Annotated in this window: 22 protein-coding genes and 1 pseudogene; 5 read left to right on the top strand and 18 right to left on the bottom strand. The window is 41.1% G+C overall.

The features are described from left to right. The first annotated feature begins 62 nt into the window (after window positions 1–62). The 3 genes from dxs to G4P69_RS09665 all read left to right on the top strand — a co-directional run bounded on the left by dxs (window position 63) and on the right by G4P69_RS09665 (window position 4,234). A complete protein-coding gene (dxs, locus tag G4P69_RS09675) occupies window positions 63–1,970 on the top strand; it encodes a 1-deoxy-D-xylulose-5-phosphate synthase (protein ID WP_208338976.1) in 1,908 nt (635 codons plus the stop codon). 228 nt (window positions 1,971–2,198) lie between these two features. After that, window positions 2,199–3,209, top strand: a complete 1,011-nt coding sequence (trpS, locus tag G4P69_RS09670; protein WP_208338977.1) for a tryptophan--tRNA ligase — start codon at window positions 2,199–2,201, stop codon at window positions 3,207–3,209. 110 nt (window positions 3,210–3,319) lie between these two features. Then, on the top strand, window positions 3,320–4,234 hold the full coding sequence (locus G4P69_RS09665) for a methylenetetrahydrofolate reductase (RefSeq protein WP_208338978.1): 915 nt from the start codon (window positions 3,320–3,322) through the stop codon (window positions 4,232–4,234). 115 nt (window positions 4,235–4,349) lie between these two features. Here G4P69_RS09665 and G4P69_RS09660 read toward each other — a convergent pair whose 3' ends face one another. From G4P69_RS09660 to G4P69_RS09640, 5 genes are all read right to left on the bottom strand, one after another. Then, entirely contained in the window at window positions 4,350–5,348 is a 999-nt protein-coding gene (locus G4P69_RS09660; protein ID WP_208338979.1) for a metal ABC transporter solute-binding protein, Zn/Mn family, read from the bottom strand. A 160-nt stretch (window positions 5,349–5,508) separates the two neighbouring features. Then, window positions 5,509–5,673, bottom strand: coding sequence for a hypothetical protein (locus G4P69_RS09655; protein WP_208338980.1), 165 nt, complete (start codon window positions 5,671–5,673; stop codon window positions 5,509–5,511). Beyond that, the gene (locus G4P69_RS09650) at window positions 5,637–7,394 is read right to left on the bottom strand and encodes an iron uptake porin (protein WP_208338981.1); all 1,758 of its coding nucleotides are present in this window, start codon (window positions 7,392–7,394) and stop codon (window positions 5,637–5,639) included. Before G4P69_RS09650 ends, G4P69_RS09655 begins: the two co-directional genes overlap by 37 nt. A 36-nt stretch (window positions 7,395–7,430) precedes the next feature. Continuing rightward, the gene (locus G4P69_RS09645; protein ID WP_208338982.1) at window positions 7,431–8,447 is read right to left on the bottom strand and encodes a substrate-binding domain-containing protein; all 1,017 of its coding nucleotides are present in this window, start codon (window positions 8,445–8,447) and stop codon (window positions 7,431–7,433) included. Between the two features lie 38 nt (window positions 8,448–8,485). Continuing rightward, on the bottom strand, window positions 8,486–9,028 hold the full coding sequence (locus tag G4P69_RS09640; protein ID WP_208338983.1) for a hypothetical protein: 543 nt from the start codon (window positions 9,026–9,028) through the stop codon (window positions 8,486–8,488). Between the two features lie 425 nt (window positions 9,029–9,453). Here G4P69_RS09640 and G4P69_RS09635 point away from each other — a divergent pair. After that, window positions 9,454–9,615, top strand: a pseudogene (locus G4P69_RS09635) (ATP-binding cassette domain-containing protein); the annotation flags it as partial. Between the two features lie 332 nt (window positions 9,616–9,947). Here G4P69_RS09635 and G4P69_RS09630 read toward each other — a convergent pair. Next, window positions 9,948–10,118, bottom strand: a complete 171-nt coding sequence (locus G4P69_RS09630) for a hypothetical protein (RefSeq protein ID WP_208338984.1) — start codon at window positions 10,116–10,118, stop codon at window positions 9,948–9,950. Window positions 10,119–10,260: 142 nt separating this feature from the next. After that, window positions 10,261–10,596, bottom strand: coding sequence for a hypothetical protein (locus G4P69_RS09625; protein WP_208338985.1), 336 nt, complete (start codon window positions 10,594–10,596; stop codon window positions 10,261–10,263). Between the two features lie 205 nt (window positions 10,597–10,801). Between G4P69_RS09625 and G4P69_RS09620 the strand changes: the two genes are divergently transcribed. Next, window positions 10,802–12,559: a Rieske (2Fe-2S) protein gene (locus tag G4P69_RS09620; RefSeq protein WP_208338986.1), complete on the top strand. Its 1,758-nt coding sequence runs from the start codon at window positions 10,802–10,804 to the stop codon at window positions 12,557–12,559. A gap of 244 nt (window positions 12,560–12,803) precedes the next feature. Here the strand turns inward: G4P69_RS09620 and G4P69_RS09615 are convergent, their stop codons facing one another. The 11 genes from G4P69_RS09615 to G4P69_RS09565 all read right to left on the bottom strand — a co-directional run bounded on the left by G4P69_RS09615 (window position 12,804) and on the right by G4P69_RS09565 (window position 26,285). Beyond that, on the bottom strand, window positions 12,804–13,274 hold the full coding sequence (locus G4P69_RS09615; protein WP_208338987.1) for a DUF3574 domain-containing protein: 471 nt from the start codon (window positions 13,272–13,274) through the stop codon (window positions 12,804–12,806). A 733-nt stretch (window positions 13,275–14,007) separates the two neighbouring features. Next, a complete protein-coding gene (locus tag G4P69_RS09610) occupies window positions 14,008–15,384 on the bottom strand; it encodes an alkaline phosphatase family protein (protein ID WP_208338988.1) in 1,377 nt (458 codons plus the stop codon). A 257-nt stretch (window positions 15,385–15,641) separates the two neighbouring features. Then, complete coding sequence (gene eboE / locus G4P69_RS09605; RefSeq protein WP_208338989.1) at window positions 15,642–16,883, bottom strand: metabolite traffic protein EboE; 1,242 nt, start codon at window positions 16,881–16,883, stop codon at window positions 15,642–15,644. Window positions 16,884–16,888: 5 nt separating this feature from the next. After that, window positions 16,889–18,085 (bottom strand): 3-dehydroquinate synthase, encoded by a 1,197-nt coding sequence (locus G4P69_RS09600; protein WP_208338990.1) that lies wholly within the window; start codon window positions 18,083–18,085, stop codon window positions 16,889–16,891. Between the two features lie 97 nt (window positions 18,086–18,182). Further along, window positions 18,183–18,992, bottom strand: a complete 810-nt coding sequence (gene tyrA / locus G4P69_RS09595; protein WP_208338991.1) for a bifunctional chorismate mutase/prephenate dehydrogenase — start codon at window positions 18,990–18,992, stop codon at window positions 18,183–18,185. 56 nt (window positions 18,993–19,048) lie between these two features. Beyond that, entirely contained in the window at window positions 19,049–20,338 is a 1,290-nt protein-coding gene (locus tag G4P69_RS09590) for a glycosyltransferase family 4 protein (RefSeq protein WP_208338992.1), read from the bottom strand. Between the two features lie 163 nt (window positions 20,339–20,501). Then, entirely contained in the window at window positions 20,502–21,494 is a 993-nt protein-coding gene (eboC, locus tag G4P69_RS09585) for a UbiA-like protein EboC (protein ID WP_310833765.1), read from the bottom strand. A gap of 18 nt (window positions 21,495–21,512) precedes the next feature. Continuing rightward, complete coding sequence (locus G4P69_RS09580) at window positions 21,513–22,421, bottom strand: TatD family hydrolase (protein WP_243902106.1); 909 nt, start codon at window positions 22,419–22,421, stop codon at window positions 21,513–21,515. Between the two features lie 10 nt (window positions 22,422–22,431). Beyond that, window positions 22,432–23,364, bottom strand: coding sequence for an EboA family metabolite traffic protein (locus tag G4P69_RS09575; protein ID WP_208338993.1), 933 nt, complete (start codon window positions 23,362–23,364; stop codon window positions 22,432–22,434). 347 nt (window positions 23,365–23,711) lie between these two features. Next, the gene (scyF, locus tag G4P69_RS09570) at window positions 23,712–24,812 is read right to left on the bottom strand and encodes a scytonemin biosynthesis PEP-CTERM protein ScyF (protein ID WP_208338994.1); all 1,101 of its coding nucleotides are present in this window, start codon (window positions 24,810–24,812) and stop codon (window positions 23,712–23,714) included. A 105-nt stretch (window positions 24,813–24,917) separates the two neighbouring features. Next, window positions 24,918–26,285: a ScyD/ScyE family protein gene (locus tag G4P69_RS09565; RefSeq protein WP_208338995.1), complete on the bottom strand. Its 1,368-nt coding sequence runs from the start codon at window positions 26,283–26,285 to the stop codon at window positions 24,918–24,920. Window positions 26,286–26,422: the final 137 nt, after the last annotated feature.

The following is a 26,422-nucleotide window of genomic DNA, read 5'->3' as shown; positions in this document are numbered from 1 at the left end:
AAGATTGTGGGAAATTTCCACACAAGCAGTTTACCAACAACCTTTTGAGTCAAGAATTAGCTATGCACTTAAGTGAAATCACTCATCCTAATCAATTACATGGTTTATCGATTCGTCAGCTGCAACAAATTGCTCGTCAAATTCGAGACAAGCATTTACAAACCGTAGCAGCAACTGGGGGACACCTAGGACCGGGCTTGGGTGTTGTAGAATTAACCCTTGGGCTTTACCAAACATTGGATTTAGATCGTGATCAAGTTATTTGGGATGTAGGACACCAAGCATATCCTCACAAACTAATCACTGGGCGCTATAGTAATTTCCATACCTTGCGCCAACGAGAGGGCGTTGCAGGTTATCTCAAGCGCTGCGAAAGCAAGTTTGACCACTTCGGTGCGGGACACGCTTCTACTAGCATCTCAGCAGCGTTAGGTATGGCCTTAGCACGAGACATGAAAGGCGAAAAATTTAAGGTTGTTGCTATCATCGGTGATGGTGCCCTAACAGGTGGTATGGCCTTAGAAGCAATTAACCATGCAGGACATCTACCTAAAACTAACCTGCTGGTTGTCCTTAATGATAATGAAATGTCAATCTCTCCGAACGTTGGTGCGATTCCCCGCTATCTTAATAAAATGCGGTTAAGTCCACCAGTGCAGTTTCTGGCAGATAATATTGAAGAGCAGTTTAAACAAATCCCCTTTGTTGGCGAATCTCTATCGCCTGAGTTAGCACGTGTTAAAGAAGGGATGAAACGTTTAGCTGTTCCGAAAGTAGGGGCAGTGTTTGAAGAACTTGGTTTTACTTACTTTGGTCCAGTAGATGGGCATAATCTAGAAGAACTCATCACCACCTTTCAACAGGCACACAAAACACATGGACCAGTTTTGGTGCATGTAGCCACAGTGAAAGGTAAGGGCTATGAGATTGCAGAACAAGATAAAGTAGGTTATCATGCCCAATCTCCCTTCAACTTAGCTACTGGCAAAGCTATCCCTGCAAGCTCACCCAAGCCCCCCGGATACTCTAAAGTTTTTGCCCACACTCTTGTCAAACTTGCTGAACAAAACCCCAAAATAATTGGTATTACTGCAGCAATGGCAACAGGGACAGGCTTAGACAAGCTACAAGCAAAATTACCTAATCAATACATTGACGTAGGTATTGCCGAACAACATGCTGTTACCCTCGCGGCTGGACTTGCAACTCAAGGTATGCGACCAGTTGCTGCTATCTACTCCACGTTCTTACAACGTGCCTACGACCAAATCATTCATGATGTTTGCATTCAAAACTTGCCCGTGTTCTTTTGCCTAGATCGTGCAGGAATTGTTGGTGCTGATGGTCCAACACATCAAGGAATGTACGACATCGCCTATTTGCGTTGTGTTCCTAATATAGTGTTAATGGCACCAAAAGATGAGGCAGAACTCCAGCGTATGATAGTGACTGGTATTGACCATACTTCTGGTCCTATCGCTATGCGTTTTCCCCGTGGTAACGGCTATGGCGTTCCTTTAATGGAAGATGGTTGGGAGCCGTTAGAAATTGGCAAGGGTGAAATTGTTCGCAACGGCGACGATGTTTTAATGATAGGGTATGGCACGATGGTTAACCCTACTCTTCAAGCCGCTGAGATTCTTAGCGAACATGGAGTTGAAGCAACTGTGATTAATGCCCGCTTTGCTAAACCTTTGGACACAGAGTTAATTTTCCCCTTAGCTAAGAAGATAGGGCGTGTCATCACTGTAGAAGAAGGGTGTGTTATGGGTGGTTTTGGTAGTGCGATCGCAGAAGCACTGTTAGATGCTGATATCGTAGTTCCCATCAAACGCATTGGTATTCCAGATGTTTTAGTAGATCACGCTGAGCCAAATGAGTCTAAGACAGAATTAGGTTTAACTAGCCCTCAAATAGCCCAGAAAGTGCTGGACAGTTTCTTTAAACAACAATTAACTGCTGTGAGTTAGGAAAGAAGAAGAGTCCAGGGATCAGCGGCTAGGGAAAACGTTCTATCTCTTGCTACTGAACCCTGTGAATTCCACTCGTCTTGATCCTCACACTACTTATCATCCTTTTGTTATTTTTCCCCATGCCCCATGCCCCATGCCCTATGCCCTATGCCCATTTATAATTAGATGAGTTTTACGACCGCAACTTGAGACGGCGGGGATTGGAAAAAAGTAAATTGAAATACTATGGGTAGGCAACGAGTTCTTTCTGGAGTTCAACCAACTGGAGATTTGCATTTAGGTAACTACTTAGGTGCGATTCGCAATTGGGTAGAAGATCAAAGTCAGTACGAGAATTTCCTCTTTATAGCTGATTTGCACGCAATTACTGTACCTTATGAGCCAGCGTCACTGGCTGCTAATACCTACAGCTTAGCTGGTCTTTATCTGGCTTGTGGTCTTGATTTAAGCCACTCTACTATCTTTGTGCAATCTCATGTGTCTGCTCACAGTGAACTAACGTGGTTGTTCAATTGCATCACGCCTCTCAACTGGTTGCAAGATATGATCCAGTATAAAGAAAAAGCTGTTAAGCAAGGCGAAAATGTGAGTCTGGGGTTGTTGGACTACCCAGTACTCATGGCGTCTGATATCTTGCTTTATAAACCAGATAAAGTACCAGTCGGGGAAGATCAAAAACAACACATAGAGCTAGCGCGCGATATTGTCAATACTTTTAACTACAAATTTGCTAAACCAGAGCAGCCTGTGCTAAAGTTACCAGATCCTTTGATCCGCAAGGAAGGAGCAAGGGTGATGAGTTTGACGGATGGTACGAAGAAAATGTCAAAATCCGATCCGTCTGATATGAGCCGCATTAATTTACTTGATTCTCCAGATGAGATTGCAAAAAAAATTAAGCGCTGCAAAACAGATCCAGTTCGTGGTTTGGAGTTTGACAATCCAGAGCGTCCTGAGAGTAATAATCTGTTAACTCTATATATGTTGCTTTCTTCTAAGACGAAGCAAGATGTGGCTGCTGAGTGTCAAGATATGGGATGGGGGCAATTTAAGCCATTACTAACAGAGACAGTTATTGCTGCTCTTGCGCCTATTCAAGAGAAATACCAAACGGTAACTCAGGAAAAAGGCTACCTGGAGTCTGTCTTGAGAGATGGAAGACAAAAAGCGGAGGCGATCGCAAATCAGACTTTGGCACAAGTCAAAGCCGCAATGGGGTACTCCGTACCACTGTAGAATCTGAGATATTAGATTTTAGCGTGACGACTCCACACACCTCCCCTACGGGGTAGGTGTGGGCTTTTCAAAAACAAGCGCCTAAAATCCAAAATTCAACGTGAAATTTTATGTCCAATACCCACAACATCATCTCCTTGACTTCCTTCCGTCGCTCCGCACAGGCAGGTGAGTTTTTAGTTACGGCTGAAGTAGCGCCTCCTAAAGGGGGAGATCCAGAATTAATGATTAAAATGGCGCAAACCCTCAAAGGGCGAGTCCATGCAGTTAATGTTACTGATGGTAGTCGTGCTGTTCTACGGATGTGTTCGGTAGTGGCGTCAGCGATTTTGTTGCAAAATGGGATAGAGCCGATTTGTCAGCTTGCATGTCGCGATCGCAACCGGATTGGTTTACAAGCTGACTTAATGGGTGCTCATGCTTTGGGTATCCGCAATGTTTTAGCTTTAACTGGTGATCCAGTTAAAGCTGGCGATCACCCTGATGCGAAAAGCGTATTTGATTTAGAATCGGTGCGCTTACTCCAACTGATCCATAAACTAAATCAGGGAATAGATTGTAATGAGAAACCTTTAACAGATGGTGCGCTGGACTTATTTCCAGGAGCAGCAATTGACCCACAATTATCCAGTTGGTCAGGGTTACAAAGCCGATTTGAGCGTAAATTACAAGCAGGAGCGCAGTTTTTTCAAAGTCAGTTGATTACAGATTTTGAGCGGCTAGAAAAATTTATGGATCAAATTGCCGCCGGTTGTAACAAACCAATCTTAGCAGGAATTTTTCTCTTAAAATCAGCGAAAAATGCTCAGTTTATTAATCGTTGTGTACCAGGTGTCAATATTCCCGAATACATCATTGATAGATTAGCAAAAGCCGCAGATCCTCTGGAAGAAGGAATGAAAATTGCCGCCGAGCAAGTACAAGTAGCACGTCAATTGTGCCATGGTGTACACATGATGGCAGTAAAGCGCGAAGATTTGATCGCACCAATTTTGGATATGGCAGGGGTTGCACCGATTAATTGAGAGTAGGGAGCAGGGAGCAGGGAAGCAGAGGAGAGCAAAAAAGAAAAAAGAGAAATCTTACCCAGTTTTGACTTTTGACTTTTGACTTTTGACTTCCCCGGAGGGGTGCCCCATATTACTTACCTTTAGGTTGAAATATCAAATATGTTCCCCCTAAACCTTCCACAATTGTACGGGTATTAGCAATCATCATATTTTGGTAGGTATCTCCCTCGCTTCCTGCATCCCCTAAGTCATCGGCAAACAGTTGCCTTTTTGAAACTTTCACCTTTGCTTCTTTAGCTACAGTGTTAGTCAAATTAGGATCAATTGTATTTGCGGCAAAAATAGTCGGTACTTTAGCTTGTGTAATGTTTTTAACTAGTTTTTTAACAGAGGGATTGGTAGCTTTTTCCTCAACATTAATACCTTCAAAAGATCCTATAGACGAAAGCCCATAAGCTTGGACATAGTAATTCATTGTGTTGTCAGTAGTAACTAACTTGCGCTGTTTTGGTGGAATGCTGCTGATTCGGGACTTGATCCAACCATCTAGTTGAGTAAGTTCATTTTTGATTTTTTCGGCATTGGTACTATACAATGAGGCATTCTTAGGAAAGACTTTCTCTAAATACGTACTAATGACCTCTACCATCTTGATACCATGTTTTGCATTATGCCAAACATAAGGATCAGGTATTGTTCTGCCGTCTTTCCTCATTTGTAGGGGTTGAGGAACAGCACGATGAGCAACTCCAATGTTTGGCACAGGCTTTTTATTAGCCTTAATTAATTTCAATGCACCTTGTTCAAAATTATACCCATTAAAAAAAATCAGTTTAGCTTGCTCAATTGCTTTGCGATCTTCTGGTTTTGGTTGATAAGTGCGAGGGTTCGTATTAGGCGAAGTCAAACAAACGAGATTTATTGTCTCTTGTGCAATTTGTTTGGTTAAATCACATAATACACCTGTAGTTGCTATAACTCGAGGAAGATTATTGTTTGATCCATCCGAGGAGGTTGTTGTGTAAGAAGTGTTTGCGACATTAGCGAAATTATTACATCCAACTAATCCTACGGTAAAGACAACAAAAGCAGCACACAGGTTTCGATTTAATGATAATTTTTTAGACATAGGAATTCCTGGCGCTCGAATAGTTAAGATAGTATAGCGCTTCTCAATTGAATGTATTACAATTTTTGATCTATTGTAGAATGCTTGAGACGCCTATCTTACTACAAGATTTTCCCACATACCATATTAACAGCGATATGTGGGAGCTATAACCAGATTGCTAAGCCTGAGTTCCAGCGAGGATCATTCCTGGAAGGAACTGCGCCATGTATTTCTCAACACCTTTAGGATCTTGGAGTAATTGCCCACCAACTTCTGTTGCTTGTTGTCCTGGATAAACGATTATTGTTAAAACGTAAAGGAAGTTCGCATTAATCCAACCCAAACCGTGTCGTTTGCTGCATTATGCTCTGGATTGGTAATTAATACAAACCCAGGAGTGATAAAAATTCTATCAGTAAGTGGATAGCGATAAGATATTTCAAAGTGTAGAGAGGTATCCCGATCCGCTCGTGCGGCAATATCATTATTTGTCACTTTGGGAGGCATACCAAAGACCAAATTTAATTGGCTCCCTAATTTGCCTAAATCCGCCAAAACTCCTGTTAGAGCCCAACTCCAGATATCAGCATTAGAGCCTTTTGAACCATTGACACCACTTACAACAGGTGAAGCTTCTGCATGAGCATTAAAGTAGCTAACCCAACCGCCTAGAGTAAATAGTTTGTTCAACTTGTAAGTAAACTGTAAGCCATAAGCATTAGAGGAAGTTGGAGTACTTGAGCCAAAAGGAAACTGAGCAAATGAGCTACCCTTACCACCAGTTACATCTATACTTGAACCAGGCTCGGAAGCATAGTAGCGACCATAGGTAAAAGCGACGCCTAACTTATCAGATGGGGTATACGTTACCTGAGACAAAAGAGTATATTGACCACCAAATAGCCCCTCAAGTGGATTGCTAGCAGAAGTAGTTAAATAACTGACACCGCCAGCAATTTTATCGGTGAAGTTATAGTAGGCTACTGCACCACCACCAAAAGCAAATGAATAGATAGGACTTTCTCCCCCAAAATTTGAGATAGAATTCACAGGATTAAGCGCAGGAAAAATGCGAGTAGGAAAATCTGCGGCAGGTGCGATCGCTATCGTACCCTGTTTTCCTATGGGAAATTGATAAAACAACGACCCAAGCTTAAGATTGCCGTCAGTGTTACTGGTTCCGACGAGTTGAGTCATATTCGTACCAGTGACACTACTACCAAAACTGTTGCCGTTTCCAAAGAAAACATTAGTCCGTAAGAGATCTTTCCCTCTAAAACTGGTATCCAAGTTGAGAGAAGCTCTTGATGACAGAGTCAAATTGTCATCGATTTGTTCTCTAGGATTTTCACCTCTAGAAACTGCTTTTTTGTTTCCAAAAGCACCAATTAAGTTAAAATTTACTGAACCCCGGAGAACTGTAGTAGTGCTAAACTGATGAGCTTTTAGAAAGCTTACTTTTTCTTCTAAGTTATCTATTCGACTTGAAACTGCCTTCAGTTCTGTAGCAAATTCTGCTTGGAGTCTTTGCATAACCGCTAACTCTTCTTGAGTAGCAAATTTATTTGATAAGCTATAAATTCCACGTTGAAATTTTTGCAAACAATTATTCAGGGTATCTGCAAATTCGTAACGGTTCATCGCCCGATTACCGTCAAAAGTACCTGGAGGAGAAGCAGTAATACAACGATACTTGTCTACCAAGTTTCGCAACGCCTCATAAGCCCAATCTCCTGGACTGACATCTCGCAATTGTTCCACATCTATTACTTCATCGGTCTCTTCCTCCCAAGGATGTTGTGATTGACTTAGTGTAAAATCCCTCTTTAAGTCTCTCTGGGATGGGGAGAGAAGCTTAGAAACCTCAATTTGCTCGTCAGGAAGAGAAGTGATAGAATCATAGCCAAATATTTCCTGATTATTCAGTCTTAACTTGGTATTCGTTTGAGTTTCAGATGTCAGAATAGCAGTAGGATTTGTCTGTGCTAATACCGGATTCAATATTAACAAACAATAACCAAATATTGCTGATGTTAAAGGTAATAAAATACCCAAGTTTTTCATATCTGTAAAATTAACATATTCACAATAGACAATAATTTAAAAAGGACGAACCCTCATTTCACTCTTAGCTGTTTCCATAATTTTATTTGCAACATCTTTAGGGATTTTTGTGTACTCCGATTGTTGATTCAATTCTTGACCTTGAGTCAAAATCCATGTAACTAACTTCCTGTTTTTTTCTAAAATATCTTGATTTGCATACTCTTTAGAGAATAGTAACCAACTCAAACTCACTAATGGATAACCGTCTTCTGGATCAATAATATCTTCAGTGGTAAAGTCATCATTAAATTTGATTTTAGCTAAAGCTTTTTCTGTTTCCTTTAAAGTTGGTTTGACGTAACGTCGAGCCCGATTTTCAATTTGAGCTATACGTAGATCTCTCTGATGAGCAAAACTTGTTTGAACATAGCCAATAGCACCATCAACTCTGACAACTTCTCCCGCTATCGAACTATCTTCATCGAATGCTGAGAAGACTTGAAATCCCCAATTAGGGTTCCTACTAGCTTCTATTTTTCCACCAGTAATCTTTCGCAAATATTTAGTAAGAGTAAAGTTAGTACCGCTACTTTGAGAATTAACGACAACTTGAATCTTTTTATTAGGAAAGCGGGGATTGACTTGTTGCCAATTGCTAATCTGACCTGTAAATATTTTTGCCAATGTATCACGGGATAACTGGACTTCAGCGCTCACATCTTGAAGATTGTAAATAATAGCGATCGCTCCTCCTCCCGTCGGTATCATTAGCAAACCAGCTTTGAACTGATTTTGCTCTATTGGAGTAGGAATTAAGCTAGTACCTGCAAAATCTACAGACTTATTCGCAAATAACCGAATACCGCCTGCACTACCAACAACAGTATATCTAAACTTTTCACCTGTTTGTCGTTCGTATTCTTTGCTATAACCTTGATAGAGAGGTGCTGCAAAAGAATCACCAGTTCCCCTGAGTACTTGAGCGGCAGCAGGATTAGTGGTTAGAGTAATTGTTGTTAATGATAGTGCAGCAAAAACAGTCTGCCAATGAACGATTGTAAATGTCTTCACGAGTGTTGCTCAGAGTCGATGGTTAGATTTTTAATTGACTAATACTGAACTTGTTTTCGGTAAATGACTACTTTATTTCCATCATTCGGAATTTCTAACCAAACATCCTTAATCACAAATTGATAGTAAAATTCTCCAAGACGGGTACTCCGCCATGTGCTAATCAGTTTGTCATTTGGAGCCCATCGCTTAAAAACGCTCACAACACTTTCAGGTATTGCACTAGAATCTATTTCTTCGTCAACTTGAACAATAGTCCCACTGGAAGTAGATTGTACTTCAACTTTAAAACCCTGTTGGTTTTTCCCCCTAACTATATATATTAAGGAACCATCAGACTTTATTTGAGTTCTACCTTCGGTAAAATCAGCATTTGTCACTGTTTTTGCACCAGTTATTACTGTGGGTGGTACTTCTTGTATGCTAATTTTTCGGACTATTCCACCTAAACCTTCGGCTATTAGTATATTGCTTTTCCTAGGTAAAGATTTAGCTTGAACATTACAAGGATAGATATAGGAAGTACAAAGTGCTAGTCCTGTAATGATGAATATTTTCTGCCAATTATTTGTGAAAAACATTGTGTGATGTTAGTTAGGTTATATTTTTGTAATGAGAGAGGAACTTTTTTTAACTTTTCTGCTTCAAAAGTAAATCCTTGGTTACTCAGTTGTTTTGGCATGTCTCTTCAATCAACCTCGCGAGAAATTGCGAAGAGAATTCTTTTCCCTCCTTCAAACTTAAGCAGGCAGATCAAATTTTTTGTTACATTCAGATATTGAAATCAACTATAGGGGATTTCAGGGTTTTAAACAAGATTTTTTTTTCAAAAAAAATGACTTTTTATAGAAAAATTTAGAATAAAGTTGGGGATTTGCCTGGTCAATAAATCCCACCTTTACAAATCTTTTTTAAGTTTCTTAACAAAAAAACGTGCGTATTAGAATCAGCGATCGCTCGTTTTCTAGTTTAGGTTCAATTTACATTGCTTCCAATATAAGGTAATCTCAAGGCACCAGTTTATGCGCTTTTGCAGTTAGTAGGTTTAGAGCCAGCACAATTTGCTCTACGTTATCCCCATCAACTTTTTGGAGGACAAAGGCAAAGAGTGGGTGTTGCAAGAGCGTTAGCGACTGAGCCACCAACAACAATGGGACGACCTCCTTTTGTTGGATAATTGTGAGTTGTCATAGTTTAGAATAAGGTATAAAAGGAAGAAGTTATTGCAGGGATGTTAGGATTTTTTGATTGTAAGATATAAGCTTTACATATTTGAATTTTCATGACAATACTTTTTCTTGAAAAATTAACAAACCTTTTATAGTACTAAAAACCAATCGGATAAAAGTAATATATTAAGATTCAGATACACAAAACTCCAAGCCGCACTCAGAAAATTCTGAAACTCGCAGCTTGTATTGGCAACTTTTTTAATTTGGCTACCTTAGCAATTGTTTCCGAACAATCATTAGCTGATGCAGCGGATGCGTTGTGGAAAGCTTAGCAGTCAGGATTGATTTTACCACAAAGTGAAATATATAAAAGTGAAATATATAAAATTTCCCACATATCTACTTCTCGCTTCCGTCCACCTCGTTTAGCTTCTGGAATCAGGTCACTAATCAATTCGTATTGGTCGCGGGTTAGGTTGTACTTGGTAGCTTTACTCATGCTACTCTCTCGGTGCTGTTTATCATCTATTCACAGCGTATATACCAGAGAGCTTTTTTACAAACTGTCCGACTTTTCAAACACCCTCTAAGTAATGTCTTCCAGCGCGCTATTGTTCCTTGCACCTCGTATTATGGCTGGTTTATTCAATCAACTTGAAGCCCCATGGTTTCAGCGCTGCTAGAACTATTTCTATATCTATACCATCATAAGCCTCCCATTCCGACGGGTGATCTTTTGGATGTCCATCGCCTACATTACCTGCAACTTTTATAACTGGAAAGCCAGCCACGCGATCGCGCTCCATTCCTTTCGGTATGACTAGTTTGATTTTATGCCCGACAAACTTAGATGCACTCGAAATAGCTACAGACTCACGAATCAAACAGATATCGCCAGCAGTTCCCCAAGTCGTTGGGTAGATGTAAAGGAACGATATATAAGTTCGCGGTTTGATCGCTCTTTTTAGGACTTCCATTATTTCTAATCCTTATTTATCGTCCTTGATTTAAGAATTCATCCCGATCACATTTTATCTGAATTTTTAATTACGAATTTATAATTGGGAGTACAAAGCCCCCAACATAGACTAAGTTACATAATAATACAAGCTCCTCCTCTTGGAGCACAGCCAGGTAAAGTGAAAGAAAAGACTTGTCATCTTCCAGGGGAGGAGATGCATTATGACTCAAGCGTTGGAATCAACTACTGGCACTCAGCATTACGTAAGCGTTGCTCAAGTGGCGGAGGTTAAAGCGTCTGGTTATGTGGTAGTTTATGCTGAAGGACAGGCTATTGCTCTTTTCTATCAAGGTGATAAAATTTACGCTATAGATAATCGTTGCCCACATATGGGCTTTCCTTTACATAGAGGAACGGTCAAAGATTGTATTTTAACTTGTCACTGGCATCATGCCCGTTTCGATCTTGCAAGCGGTGGTACTTTTGATGCTTGGGCTGATGATGTGCGTGCATTTCCAGTAAAGATCCAAGATGGTCAAGTGTGGGTAGATTTAGCACCCCATACAGATCCTCTCACTTATCAGCGTCAACGCCTCCAAGATGGTTTAGAGCAAGGTATTTCCCTAGTTATTGCCAAATCAGTCATCGCGTTACTGGATGTGGGTGTTCCACCAAGTGAACCGTTTCGCATTGGGTTAGACTTCGGAGTACGTTATCGTAAAGCAGGCTGGGGATCAGGTTTGACTATCCACACTTGTATGATGAACTTACTACCATACCTCGACCCCGAAGATCGACCCCGCGCCCTTTATCATGGTCTTTCATCTGTTGCTCGTGATTGTGCAGGCGCACCACCGCGTTTTGGGGTTCATCCATTACCCAATGCTGCGCAAGATATAGACATACTACAAAGATGGTTCTGTCAGTTTGTCGAAGTACGGGATGGTGAAGGTGCAGAACGTTGTTTGGTATCAGCTGTTCATGGAGGTGCTGATCAGCAGCAAATAGCTGAAATGTTGTTTACCGCTGCAACTGATCATCGCTATATAGATGTTGGTCATGTGATAGATTTTACAAATAAAGCCTTAGAAGCTCTAGATGCTACAAATTGGCAAGATGCAGACTCAGTCTTATCTAGTCTGGTTGCTGAGTATGCTAGCGCCGAACGTATGGAAGAGTCTAATTCTTGGCGTTATCCAGTAGATTTGGTCGCGATTTTAAATGATGCTTTTGCAGAGTTACCAGCAGCGTTGGAAGTGGGACGAGATCACCGCTTAACGTGGGTTGGACGAGATGAACTGGTGACGGTGCTATTGGGTGATGATGCGAGAGCGATCGCCAACTCTTTGTTAGAAGCATTACGAACGGGTTGCACTGAAGAACAATTAGCCGGTACTGTAGCCTATGCAGCAGCACTAAGAATTGCCCGCTTCCACACTAACAACGACTTTAATGACTGGGATACAGCGCATCATACTTTTACCTTTGCAAATGCTGTCCATCAAGGATTACGCCGAGTCGGCTCACAAGCATTATTGCGGGGTGTCTTTGATGCTGCAATGAGCGTGTATCTTAACCGCTTTTTAAATATACCATCAGCACCGTTGCCAGAACCAAATGAAATTGTAGACAACCCAGAAAACTTACTTAATGAACTAAAAGAATTATTGGATCGGCAACAACAAGTCAATCAAGCAGGGACATTAGTCGCTCTATATCTTTATAGTGGTGGAAATCCGGATCAGCTTTTGGCTGTTCTTGGTAAAATGCTATTACGTGAAGACCGTAGCTTTCATGTTATTCAAGAAATAGAAGCTGCTTTTCGTCAGTATAGTTTGCTGCGTGGCACACAGGCAGGGGTTCACGTATTGATTGCAGCAGCTCGCTATTTGGCAGCTCATGCACCGACTATGCGATCGCAAGAACAAACTTACCAAATGGCGAACCGATTACATCGAGGCGATCGCTTATTTGATTGACACTCTCCGCTCTAAAGAGACGGAGATTCTTAAGACCATGAGCGTCTTAATATCCTGTTTTCACAGGTACGCGCGGCTCAATACGTTTGCCACTTAGGGCGTATACGCAACAATTCAATTTTGTATATAGCAATTCTCAATTAAGTGCAGTACATTTGTAGGGGCAGACAGCGTTTGCCCTCATAGCGAGGTGTATTTAACACAAATAAGAATTGCTATAAACGTATCATCGTCCATCTCAAATTTAAAAGGATACGCACGATTGCTTATCAGCACGTAACACGGACTCTTGTTGGAAGGTAGTTATATATGCTTGACGGATCTGTTGAATTCTCCTGTTACTTTCTTGGTCAAAAGGATAGAATAAGATCAACAGCTTCGATCCTTCTTGACGTACTTTTCCACTCGAATCCTTAAACTGACCTTTGCCAGTTAATAAGGTAAGCCCATCAGGAAAAAGGGGTGTAACGACGTCGTTGATAAAGGTCTGAAATTCTTCTTCACTTACTACTGAACCGTCTGATTTTGACAAACCAAAAAATAGCTCAGTTCTAGCGAAGATCTTCCCTTGAAGTTGATTCAAGCAGAGATTTTGTTCACTAAATGCCTCCACATCAGATCTTCGAGCAGAGACATTCAGTACGAATGCACAATTGAGGGCTAACGCAGTGACTAGAGAGATACTCACCACAATTCTACTCATTTTAATTTTCATAATAACTTCCCTGGATACGTAGTTAAAAAGAGTGCTAACTAACGATTTTCCGCCATAAAAATTGTAACAAAAAACGATCCTAAAACTGAAAAAATAGAGCTAATAGGAATTGGTTATTTATTGTTAATTACCCCAGATAAAGCAGGGCTTTAAAGTTCACGAGAGTTATAGTTTTAATATTTTTTTGTTTTAGATTAGCTATAAATAGCTGCTATAAATTGTCTATTTTTCTGGTAAATTTGACAAGTTCTATTAGTCAGAAATAGTCTGATATTATTAAGGAATAATTTCCAAAAATTTATGAAAAGTAAGTAAAAGTATGAAAATGTAATTACCACTCAACACTTGAAGAGGGAAATCCATCGCAATACTGCTGGGTTAAGCCGAAAATTTAAATTTAATGTAGGTTGGTTTGAGGAACAAAACCCAACATTTATAAGGATTTGTTGGGTTTCGCTTATGCGCTCTACCCAACCTACCATTTTGCTTAACCGAGCAGTATTGAAATCCATCGTGGGTGATTAACGGACAAATATGCCGTTAATCACCCACAACTTGAATAAGTTAAGAGCCGGGAAATTTATTTCCCGGCTCAAAGCCCAAACCCATTTTAATGTGTTAGAAGATTACCCAGTGAGCTTTTAGCTCACTTTAGCTCTTAGCCGGAACTTTAGTTCAGGACTAAATTTCGGGCAAAACCTATGCAGTATTGCCCTACCTCCTTGTTCAAAAATCAACCCCCTGTAAGATGCTTGAGAATTAGCTGACAAACATCGGTTGCTTGTATTGATTCAGAGTCAAGTAAATGAGTTTGTTTAGTAATAAATAAGGGTTGATCTGCGGGTTGCTCTGTTATACAGCCATGAGAGCCACGTACTAAAGAAGCATCTAAGGGAATAATATCCATTAAGTACCGAAAACCAAGCTTTTTTTTCAGTAGTGTTAAACCTATTTTGAGCTTAGAAAATTTGAGTTGAGGGTCAACGAACAGCTCTACAGGATCGTATCCCGGCTTACGATGGATATCAACTGTTCTAGCAAAATCAGGAGCATAATTATCATCAAGCCAATAGTAGTAAGTAAACCAGGCTTCTGGTTTAGCAATTGCTATCAACTCTCCTGATCTAGGGTGATTCAGATGGTGAGTAGATTTTTCGTTATTATCTAAGATGTAAGCAACTCCCTCTGTGGCTTCTAGGAGCGATCGCACTTTGGGTATATAGAAAGGATCTTGCACATAAACATGAGCAATCTGATGATCAGCAACAGCAAAAGCTTTACTTGCTCCAGGATCAAGGAGTTCTTTTCCTAGTTCTTCCCGTACATTCAGCAAACCTTGTTGGCGCAACATCCGGTTTAGGTGAACAGGTTGGGATACAGGCGTGATTCCATATTCTGATAAAACGATGACTTGCGCGCCGCGATTTTCGTAGTATGAAATCAAATCACCACAAACAGCATCAATTTCCTGTAAGTCTTTTGCAACTAAGTTTTGATCTGGGCCAAATTTTTGTAAGCAATAGTCTAAATGAGGCAGATAGATCAAGGTTAATGTGGGATTGCAAGACTCTTCAACCCACTTAGCTGAGTCAGCAATCCACTGAGAGCAACGAATGGATGTATTAGGACCCCAAAAATTGAACAAAGGAAACTGACCTAGTTCATCTTGAAGTCGCGATCGCCATTCTTGCGGCTGGGTATAAATATCAGGAATTTTCGTTCCATCAGCAGGGTACATTGGTCTGGGAGTGATTGCATAATCCGCAGACGAATACATGTTGTACCACCAGAACAAATTAGCACAGGTGAAAGATGAGTCTAGCGCTCGCGCCGTATCCCATACTTTAGGAGCCTGAACAAGTTTGTTAGACTGTCGCCAAAACTTAATTTCACAATCATCGCGGAAATACCAGCCATTACCAACAATCCCATGCTCATTAGGCAACTTCCCTGTTAGATAAGTTGCTTGTGCAGCACAAGTCACAGCAGGCAAAACAGGAGAAATTGATATAAGCTTTCCTCCCCCCATCCACCGAGACAAAAACGGTGTATGCTCACCCAACAGACTAGATGTTAATCCTACTACATTGAGAACAACAGTTTTATGCATAATAAAAAAGGAGTCAGGAGCCAGCAGTCAGAATCAAGGAAAAGGAGGCTGACCAATCGACAAAGAGGTTTAACTTCCTTATTGTCTTCAGTTTTATGAATAAGAATTCAGGAGTCAGGAGTCAGAAGTCAGAACGATAAATACAGGTTAAAACCTCGTGTCTTGTGGACGAGATAGGGGTTGAAACTTTTCCTAAAACACCATCCCTTTATGGGTGGTGCATTCTAACTCCTGACTCCTTTTTATTTCGATAAAAATCACCATTCTGACTCCTGAATTCTGACTCCTGAATTCTTCTTCAAAATCCAGTCATACTCTCGCTCAATTGATGCTAATAAATCCAGCTTCATTTGCTGAGGTAAGACATCCCAGGTATAAGTCTCAATTTCCAAATGCTTAGATATATTGTGGCTACGAACCAGTTGCAACATAGTTACAATATCGTCTTGAGTAGACTGCAATAGTTGGTAATCGTGAATGAAAATTGGAACATGAAAGTGAATCCGCCACTCACTATCTGTCGTATGCTCTAGATTAGGCAAAGCAATTTCCAAGTCTGGATAATGAAGCAGTTGTCCATTGCGATCGCGCGCAACAACTTGATGTAAATATGTAGATTCAGCGAAATCTTGTAACCGCTCTTTTATCTGAGTACGTTCTTTAATATTACTAGGTATGTTCACCCGCAATGCAGCACTAATTTGGATCTTCCCGATTTGAATTTGTGCTGCTTGAAATTCCCGAAAAACCGAGACTGGATCTTCATAACCAACCGCAAAATGGCAGGTGTCGTAACAAATTCGTACATGCTCTCGTAAAAGAGTTTGAGCTGCTTCCAGCGGAATAGCCAAATGTTCTGCTAAATAACTCCCACCTATGGGTAGTAAATGCGTTTCAAAATAATCAACCACTTCAGCAGCATTTTCAATCAATCCATCTGGTTCTGGTTCTAAATCTAGGTGCAGTAACTTCTCTGTATCAATGCGGATACGTACCATTTGAGCTACTACCTGCGCTATGTGTAGGCTAGCTGTATTGGCAATGGATTTTCGGAGAGTTTGATTTTCTTGAAGCCAAGGCTTGTATGACAACGGTAGTGTGGAAATGCTACCATCCATCCCAGCAGGTAATAACTTTGCTAAGATATCTACTAATCTTAGCGTGTAGTCTAATCGCTCCTGCTTAGACCAATCTGGTGCATAAACTTGGTCTTTAACAACTTGTCCATGAAATCCACCATAAGGGAAGCCATTCAAAGTAAAGACATATAAGTTATGTACCTTCAACCATAACTGAAACTCAGCTAAGGTATTTCCTTGTAAAAGTTCTCTTGTCGCTACGTCTGCTAGGCGTAATCCAATTCCGAAAGGTTTATCAGTTGTTAAGCGTGCTTTGAGTTCTGGAATATAGCGTTTTAAGTTAGTAAAGACTTGGCTCCACTCTTCACCAGGGTGAATATTTGTGCAATAAGTCAAGTGAAGATTCTTATCGATTTTCATTTCTTCTAATAATTAGCTAGTAGAGAAATTGCCTGTTTGTACAAAGATAAATTAACTACATGAACTTGAATACCTTTGCCTATATGTTGTAAAAGAGTTAGAGATAATTCTCCACCTAAGTGCTCTTGGAATTCTTTTAAACCTCGAAACAAAGAGCGAGGGTGTTCGATGTTTGATAGTTGTTCGGCAAGTTCTGGAGCGTATAATTTAAAGCCTAAGTCTAAAAGTGTATTGACTATGTGTAGCCACTCTACTTGAGAAATTAGTCCTACTAAGCACGAGTAGGTACTATCTAAAGCAATACCAATAGCTACTGCTTCTCCATGGCGTAATCTATAATTTGTTAAGTGTTCTAATCTATGAGCTGCCCAATGACCGAAATCTAGAGGACGTGATGAACCTTTTTCAAAGGGATCCCCAGAGTTACCAATGTGTTCCAAGTGTAGCTGAGCGCAACGATAGATTACCTCTTGCATAACATCTATATCTCGATTGGCAAGAGCTTTGGCGTTGCTAGAGATAAACCTAAAGAAGTTAGCATCCTTAATTAAAGCTACCTTAATTGCTTCTGCAACTCCGGAACGCCAGTCACGATCATCTAAAGAAATTAAAAATGCCGAGTCGTTTAAAACAGCATAAGGTGGAGCAAAAGTGCCAAGAAAATTCTTTTTACCAAAAGCATTGATGCTATTTTTGACTCCCACGCCAGAGTCATTTTGCGCCAAGACTGTTGTAGGAATACGGATCAGGCGAATTCCTCTATGGGCTGTTGCTGCTGCATATCCTACCAAGTCTAATACTGCACCGCCTCCAATTCCTAATATGTAAGAGTGACGACAAAGTCCAGCTTTGTCTATTAAGTGGTGAATTTGTTCTAATAAGTTTGGATCGTTTTTAGCTGCTTCTCCGCCTGGAACTATAAGCGGTTTTGCTACCAGCATCATTGTATCTGAATGATACTGAGTGTACATGTATAATTGCCTAAGCATATCTTTGTGAAACTTTAGCAATCCTCCATCGACGACTACTACAAATTTCTTAACTCCTATCTGTTGATCTGTGGCGATTGTTTGCACCAGCAGAGGATTTTTTACGTCAAACAAATAAGTTGTAAAGTAAACATTATATTCAAAAGTAACCGAGATGCTTTGATGAATCGGTTGTAGGTGATTTATAGTCTTTCTTGTGAAAGCAAGTACCATATTTTTATCTTCTCAATTTTTGTAGAAGTGAAAGCTTAGGATGAGGGAGTGCAAGAACCTTGCACGCTTATATCGCACTACCATTAGAAGATATTTCTTATTTGTTAAAGAAGCTTTGAGCCGTTTGAAATTCTTCGATTAATGCTGCTCTGTCTTTCTGTGCTACTAACTTTGCTAAGTAACTGTAAGTATTAGCTAACTTAGTGATGGCCTCACATCTTTCTTCTGAATTTAGCATAATATCCACGCACAAAAGTGGACTTTGCGCAAACAGGCGCTTTACAATATCGATTTCTTGACTGTAGTTAGTCGTTGATAATGATAAACTACGGTCTATATCAATTGTTTCTTGGGCTAAGAAAACACCCAGGCTAAATCGAGAAAAGTGCCGTGTTGCCTGAACAATCACCATCATTTGGTCATGTTCTTCAGGTGAACATAAGATCAGCTCTCCACCTTGGCTGCTCATGAAATCTAAGAACCATTGGAACGAATCATCATTTCGTCCTGAACAAACAATGACTTTTTGTCCAGTAAATGATGTAACATTTGGACCAAACATGGGATGTAGTCCCATAACTGGACCATTATGGTTATCCAACATTGCTTGGACTGGTTCAGTTTTGACACTTGTCAGATCAGCAAGAGCAGTGGTTGGTTTGAGGTATTTAGCTGCTTGCTTGATTACGTCTACCGTTCGCTCAATTGGGACACTCACTAAGACTAAATCAACATGGCTCAATAGTTGTTCTGCGTACTCCCAATCTGACGCTTGCAAAACACTAACGTGATGCCCGTCGGCAACTAGTTGATCGGTGAAAAATTTTCCCATCCTACCTCGTCCACCAATAATGGTAACTTTTCGAGATAGTCTTCGGTCATTTTGTTTATGTAAGTCTTGACTCATAACAAGGTGTTTGTTGGTTGTTAGTTGTCAGACAAACACTAACTACTAACAACAATTTAGATATCAGCAATTGATTTGCTGGAATACAGTTTTCTTAAAACATTTCCTTTGGACTTGGAACGAGCGAGTATTTCAGAAAATAGTGCTTCATATTGAGCGATCGCCTGCTCAAAACTATAGTGTTCTACAGCGTACTCTCTACCATTTTTACCCAGTTCACTTACCTTTTCTGGATTGTTATATAAATCTAGTACAGCCGCAGCTAAAGCTTTTGCTGATTCTGGTGGAACAACTATACCTCCGCCACTATTCCTGATCGCTCTTGCAGCAGTCCCATTAGGGGGAACTGAAGCTAATATCGCGCGACCACTTGCCAGTAATTGTGGTATTTTTGAAGGCATATTGAAGGAGATCACATTGCGCTTTTGCACAATCAATCCCACATCTGCTGCTGATAACATGTCAGGTAGCTTTTCTCGTGGCTGTAGTGGCAAAAGCAAAACATTAGCAGCCTTACAAACAAGACAATATTTTTCCAGAGCTTTGAGAGCTGTTGATTCACCTACAATGACAAACACAATTTCTGGAATGTGAGATAATAAACCCGCCGCTTCTGCTACTGTTTCCAACCCTTGTGTAAGAGCAATGTTACCTGAGTACATCACCACGAATTTTCCATCAAGTTGATAGGAAGCTTTCCAAGCATTGTTTTCTTTGGGGAAGGGACGGATAAAATTGACGTTCACCCAATTGGGAATACAAACTATTTTGTTCGCGGGGACGCCCTTGTTCACTAAATTTTCCACAAACCCATCAGCAATTACACTGATAGTACGTGCGTGCTTATAAGCAAACTTCTCTAAAGCTTCAAAAACGCGGATCATCAGCTTGTTTTTTATTAGCCCGATGCATACTGCAGCTTCCGGTAAAATGTCTTGGAGATTCAACACTACTGGGCAGTTATACAATCGACCCAATAAGGTTGCTGGTAGGGACACCAGTAAAGGAGGAACCGTAAGAAGAATAACATCAGGACGCCAACCGTTGAGGGCTTGCGGCAAACTCGTTGTGACAAAGCTCAACTCTAATAACAGCCGATCTATTAAGTTCGGTTTAGATTTGATTCGCAGGTAGCTACGCTGAATAGTAACCCCATTTTTTTGTTCGGTAACAAACCACTTACCGCGATACTCCTCGTAAATCTGACGCTGAGGATAATTGGGCATTCCTGTTATAACCCGCACTTGATGACCTCTCTCCACCAATCCTTCTGCCAATTCAGTCATTAGAGGAGCGATCCCAATTGGTTCTGGACTGTAGTTGTAGGAATAAATCAAAATTCGCATTATGTTTTCGGTGGAGATCGGCTGCAGGTGTGAGCTTTGTAGAGTTTGTACTCTATCTTCAGTTTGTAGTAGTACTACCTAGAAAGCTCTATTTTAAACACACCTGCTCATTATACATTTTTTGTCATAATTCTCACCTTCACACGATTTTCATATACAAGCTTTATGTGACACTGAATATTTGTGCGAGTAGCATCGAAATTGGTAACAGACTCAATACGAGTAGTCCGTAAAGTAGGCTCCCAAAACTTGCGGCAACTGTGGCGTCTACAACAATCAGTGAAAGCACCCCAGCCTTTACAGCTATCTGGATATTTTCTGGAGTGGGCTGATGCATAGCCTTAACAAAGGGTATCAAAACTCGCACGGATAATAAAGCGATAAATGGTAATACTGTCAGCAAGTGATTCTTATTTAACAAACAGAGTCCCAAAAGCCCCGCAATAACTATGCTGATTAGTAGTAGTGCTATAACACTATTATTACTGTCACCTCCATTTACCTCATTGCGGCTTAATGTAGTAATAGCAGCAATGTAAATAATAGGAAGCAAGGCTAAAAACCAGTACTCTGGTATTTTTGATGAAACTACGCTCACACCAAGTAATAGATTGCCACCGCGACAAATCCCCATATTGAGCGGACCAAAAACAGGGTGATGCTTGCTGTAAGCGTTGTAAATCATCGCCGCAGCCGCAATACTAAAAGCCAAAGTGCCACTTAACCAAGAAACTTGAACCGCTGCGAGTACTCCAAGAGTTAATAGTAGACTTCCTAACAACGTTGCTTTCCAATAAGATGCTTTGCCACTAGGAATAGGTCTGTTTGGTCGCTCTTTAGCGTCTATCTCAGCATCAAAAACATCATTAAATACAATACCACCGCCGTATAAACCAGTAGTAGATAGAAGCAACCATATTAATGGTATCAAATTAATAAGTGTTTCCCCACTATAGATTTCACTGCTAAATATAATGCTTCCTGAAGTGGCAAATCCTGCTAGAACATCTGCCCAAGCAGTAACAATGTTTGCCGGTCGCATTAATTGTAGATATGGCCAAAAAGAGGGAGTAGGGAGCAGGGTGTAGAGTGTAGGGTGTAGGGTGGGGAATAGAGAATATTCCTTCTTCATGCTTGACGGTGAAACTTGTTTCATTTTGACTGAGTTCTTTATTTACTCAATTAATACGTACTCGCGAGTAGACTCTACAATTGGATCTTGTCCGCGAAGTACAGAATTACCGCTGAACATCTGCCGCTGATCGATGGGTGAGGGATTGAGCCAGTCGGAGGCTTGCATTTGGCCAGTTTGGCTATAAGCTAAAAGTGCATTTTCGTAGCACACTGCTCGCACGTGATTTTCTGGAATTCCTCTGTCGAGCATTAGTTGAGCAGTCTTTGGTACCGCAAGAGGATCACTTATCCCCCAATCAGCACTACTATCTACAATGATGCGATCGCTCCCGTAATGGCGAACAATTTCGACCATCCGAGCATTTCCCATTTTTGTATGAGGATAAATAGTGAACGCAGCCCAAAAGCCTCGCTCTAAAACTTCTTTCACTGTCTCTTCATTATTATGATCGACAATCACTCGCGATGGTGATAACCCATGCTCAATGCAAACATCCATGCTGCGGCTTGTGCCAGCTTTTTTATTGCGGTGTGGTGTATGAATCAGTACTATACTATCCAGTAATCTTGCTAGTTCAATCTGTCGGCGAAAATACTTGTCTTCTGCTGGAGTCATATCATCATAGCCAATCTCACCAATAGCTACAACTCCCTCCTTAGAAGCGTACAGTGGCAAAAGTTCCATAACATCTTCTGCCAATGCCTCGTTATTAGCTTCTTTGGGATTTAATCCAATTGTACAGTAATGCTTTATACCAAACTGAGAAGCGCGAAATCGCTCCCATCCCACTATACTACTAAAATAGTCCTGAAATGAGCCTACGTTAGTACGGAGTTGTCCTAACCAAAAGGCAGGCTCAATCACAGCAACAATACCTGACTCTCGCATGATCAGGTAATCGTATGTGGTGCGAGCACTCATGTGAATGTGGGGATCAATAAATATCATATGCTAGTAATTAGTTATTGATGTTGTAGACTAAACTATTCCAGGAAAGAGAGCCTGCATGAATCTCGGCTTGTAAATCTGGATAGTTGCTAAGGAGTTTTTGAGCTTCTGGTAAAGGACATTCAGCACAAGCAAGAGCTGCTGCGGCTTGCTCGATTGAGCTTTTTCCTAACGATACTGTGCTTTGAGGATGAGGTTGTGCAAGTACTCGTTCCAGATCTGCTAGCATTCCAGTGTCAGCGAATTTCCCTACTCCTCTCCAAAGTTCGTAAGATATGGGACGGTTAGCGCGATCGCGTTCATGAGCATAATCAACAAGCATTCTTGCTAGTTCAGGATTTACGCGCTGATCAAATCCTTGAATTAAATGCAGAGGACTGCCTACAAATAAGGCTTTAAGCACTAGTTGATTCCATGCTAGATTGTCTAAAAAATCTTTCGGATAAGGATTTCGTAAAGCAATGGCGTTGAAAACCGCCGTCATATTGCTACGAACACCTTCAGCCGCACGACCACGTAATTGTTTTGGGTACCGCAAAAGTGGTAAAGCTTGATAAAGTGCTACTAATTCTCCTACATCAGCAGTGATGAAAACCTGCTCAAGCATCCGCAAATATTTTTCAGCATTCCGATGTGGTAAAGCAAGTACCAGGAGGGCGCGAGCAGCTTGATCTACACTCCAATGACTAGGACTCCAATCCCTTCGGATTGTTGAGGCTGCTTTCAAATCTTCAGATGTTAGCTTTAAATCATCTTTACCTGTATAACGAGGTACAGCACTAAAAGCAGTAAAGAACACTTGCGGGTTAGCACTGTTTCCTATTTGTTCTATCTTCTGTTCTAGCCAAGAAAGACTTTCTTGTATAACATGCCGTTTTAGCCAACAATGGAGTAGATCTACTACATCAAAAATATCTTTTTCTAAATAAGTTGCAGAATACATAGTTATTCATGCCTTTTCCGACTTGAAACGCTTGTAGTTACGCTAAGCTCCCGCCTACAGGACGATTGAACCAGCCCGATATCCCGCCCAGAACTGAAGTTCCGGGCTAATAGCGCGCATTCCATTGAAATGGACTGAAATCCTTGAGCAGTCCTCTTGAGAGGACTTTAGCTATCAGCCAGCGATTTAAATCGCTGGCTGGTTGACAGCCCAGGTACAAGATATCAGACCATTCATTCTCGAAGTAATAGTTGGCATTTTGCCCGCATTACTGGATATTTCGGTTTAGGCTTATCAACAAATTAGGTTCACGTGAGTGAAAACCCCGTTTTTTCGAGTTATTTTCCTTAGTACCTTCGAGAAGAAGAGGATTGTCTTAAATTCTTATTCTTAACCACGTTTAACACCTGAACACGACCTTGGTAGAAGTCTCCCACATATAGCTTGCCATTGGCGTAATGTTCACCACCAGTCCAGTTAAAGACACCAGGTGTGAGGTCAATAGGGTCGCCGTAGGGAGTAGGACCACCTATAGCCGGAGGTAGTACAAGTTCGCCAGACGCATTACGGGCTGGTTGACCATATGCAGTCAGGAAGTTACCCTTTTTATCGAAGACTTGTACACGGCTATTGATAGAATCAGTTACATAGATATTGTCATGCTCATCCAGTTCGATACCGATTGGCTGTTGAAACTGACCTGGTTGTTGACCCTCACTGCCAAAGGTATACAGAAACTTACCTTGTGGATTGAAGACCTGAACGCGGTTGTTATATTGGTCATTTATAAAGATGTTCCCAGTCCGCTTAGATATGTTTAATCCAGCCGGACCTTGGAACTCCCCAGGTCCAGTACCTGTACTACCAAAAGTTTTGATGAGATTACCGTCTATGTCATACACCTTAACGACATCAGCAGTAAAATCAGTGACGTACAAGTTACCCTTTTTGTCGAACTGCATACCCCCAGGTCCAAAGAAGAACCGCCCCTCTATAGGACCTTGAAAGGAACCAAAAGATTTAACAAAGTTACCGTTACGATCGAATACATCAATACGGTTGTTGAAACCATCGCCTACATAGAGGTTGCCATCAACAGGGCTGAATTTGACGTCTAATGGCTCGTCGATCTGTCCAGGTCCTTTACCACTACTGCCAATTCCTCTAATGTAGTTGCCTTGGCTGTCAAATACATCAACACGATCAATACCTCGACCATTACTAATGTATATGTTCCCACTTTCGTCGACAGCTATACCTTGGGGAACAGCAAGTGTTCCGGGTACACCTGGGAACTCACCTTGTTGTAAGTTAGCAGGTCTACCAATAGAGGTGTCGTACTGTAAAGATAAAGATCCAGCCTTTTCTGCCTTTGCGTTGGTTGCTAGTACAGTGACCATAAGGCTGGTGCTGACTAAGCCAATTGACAAGCTTTTTACTAATCCCATGTTTCCATACCGATAGTGGAAGTGATACTTGCTTGTAGCCTACTTGCGTTTTTAAGCTAAAAATTTTGATATGGTAGATGCGCTTTGTCTTCAGCGTTTAACTTTTTAGCCGTTTGTGAGCGAGAAAGCTTCTATCTGCTCTAGGAATTTTTTACCGACCTTTTGTTGGAGTTTGCGTAGCTTCTGGCGTTGGTGCAAACGAACTTTGATGATTTGTCCTTTTCCTGCAAATCGGGCATTGTTTGAGATATATAAATTGCCATCGGGTCCAAGAGTTATCCCAGACGCAGCTTCTAATCCTTTACCGCTCAGGATAGTTTTGCGAGTACCATCCGGGGCAATTTTGATTAACGAGCCGCTTGGGTCACCAATAATCTCACCACCCTGTTGAATTGCCTTCCATTCTGACTGATTCACGCTTTGCAATACATATGTATTGCCTTCGTTATCGTATGCTACGCCAGTCAGTTGGGTAAAGCCAGTAGCAATCTCTTTGCCGGTTAATGGGGTATTGTTAACACCTGTTCCTATTGTAGTTAAATTGTCGTCAACGCTCCACAGACGAGCTTTTCCTTCTGGATAGGGATAGTAAGTGTACTCTGTGACTGTTAGACTTCCATCAGGAGCGATCGCGATCGCTGTGGGTACTGATTGGCTTGATACAACATTACCATCTGGGGTGACTGTATAACCAGGAGGTAGTAAATCGCCGCTTGGGGGGGTTGAGCTTGCTTCTGAAGATGAAGTTCCATCCGATGGAGGTTTAGGAGGGAATACAAGTTGGTCTGCTGGTATAAGTTCTTGAGGAAAAGCTTTTACGTCTTTAATACCGCTACCATCCAGAGCTATCTTATATATAGCGTTTCCACCGCCATCAACGACGTAAGCATAATCGCCCTTAATGGCGAAACTATAAGGGTTAGAAATGATATCAGTGCCGTCAGGATTGTTTTTTGCTTCATAAGCTCCTATATCGGCAAGATCAGTTAAGTTCCCAGTATTTAAGTCTACTTTATACAGATGTCCTAGTTGCGGTTCTTTTAACGTTGAATCCCGTAGGTTCGGATCACCAGCTAAACCAGTTAATAGATAAGCATTGCCTTTAGAGTCAAACTTGATATCTGCAGGTCCAGCAGCTTGTTCTCCGAAAGGTGATAACGCTATCGATGGAAGATTAGATACTACGGTTGTTTTCGTTCCGTCTGGAGCGATTTTGACAACACTACCATTTTCAGCCGCACATAAAGGAATGTACCCTGCACTGGGTGATGGAATACATCTTCCATCACTACCGTCACCTCCACGACCACTTTCTGTTACATAAAGATTGCCATCAGCATCAAACGCTATACCACGTGGGTTATCAAGACCGTCAGCGACTACTTCATAAGAACTAGCTCGTGCAGCCTTTGCGCTCATAGCAGTAACAAGACCAACAGAAGCAATTATCAGGGCAAATGATTTGAGTTTCATACCTTTGGAGTTTGAGATTGAGTTTTGGTAATTTGTCTGCTTGAAAGGGAAAAGAGTCCCAATGGTGGGAACATGGAAATCAAGCATTTGGTGCGATCGCTTCTTCAGCAAGAGGCGTATGCATTAGTTGGCTTGAA

Origin of the sequence: Aetokthonos hydrillicola CCALA 1050 (assembly GCF_017591665.1) — a bacterium.
Taxonomy (GTDB): Bacteria; Cyanobacteriota; Cyanobacteriia; order Cyanobacteriales; family Nostocaceae; genus Aetokthonos; species Aetokthonos hydrillicola.
This window is presented reverse-complemented; position numbering and strand designations above follow the sequence as displayed.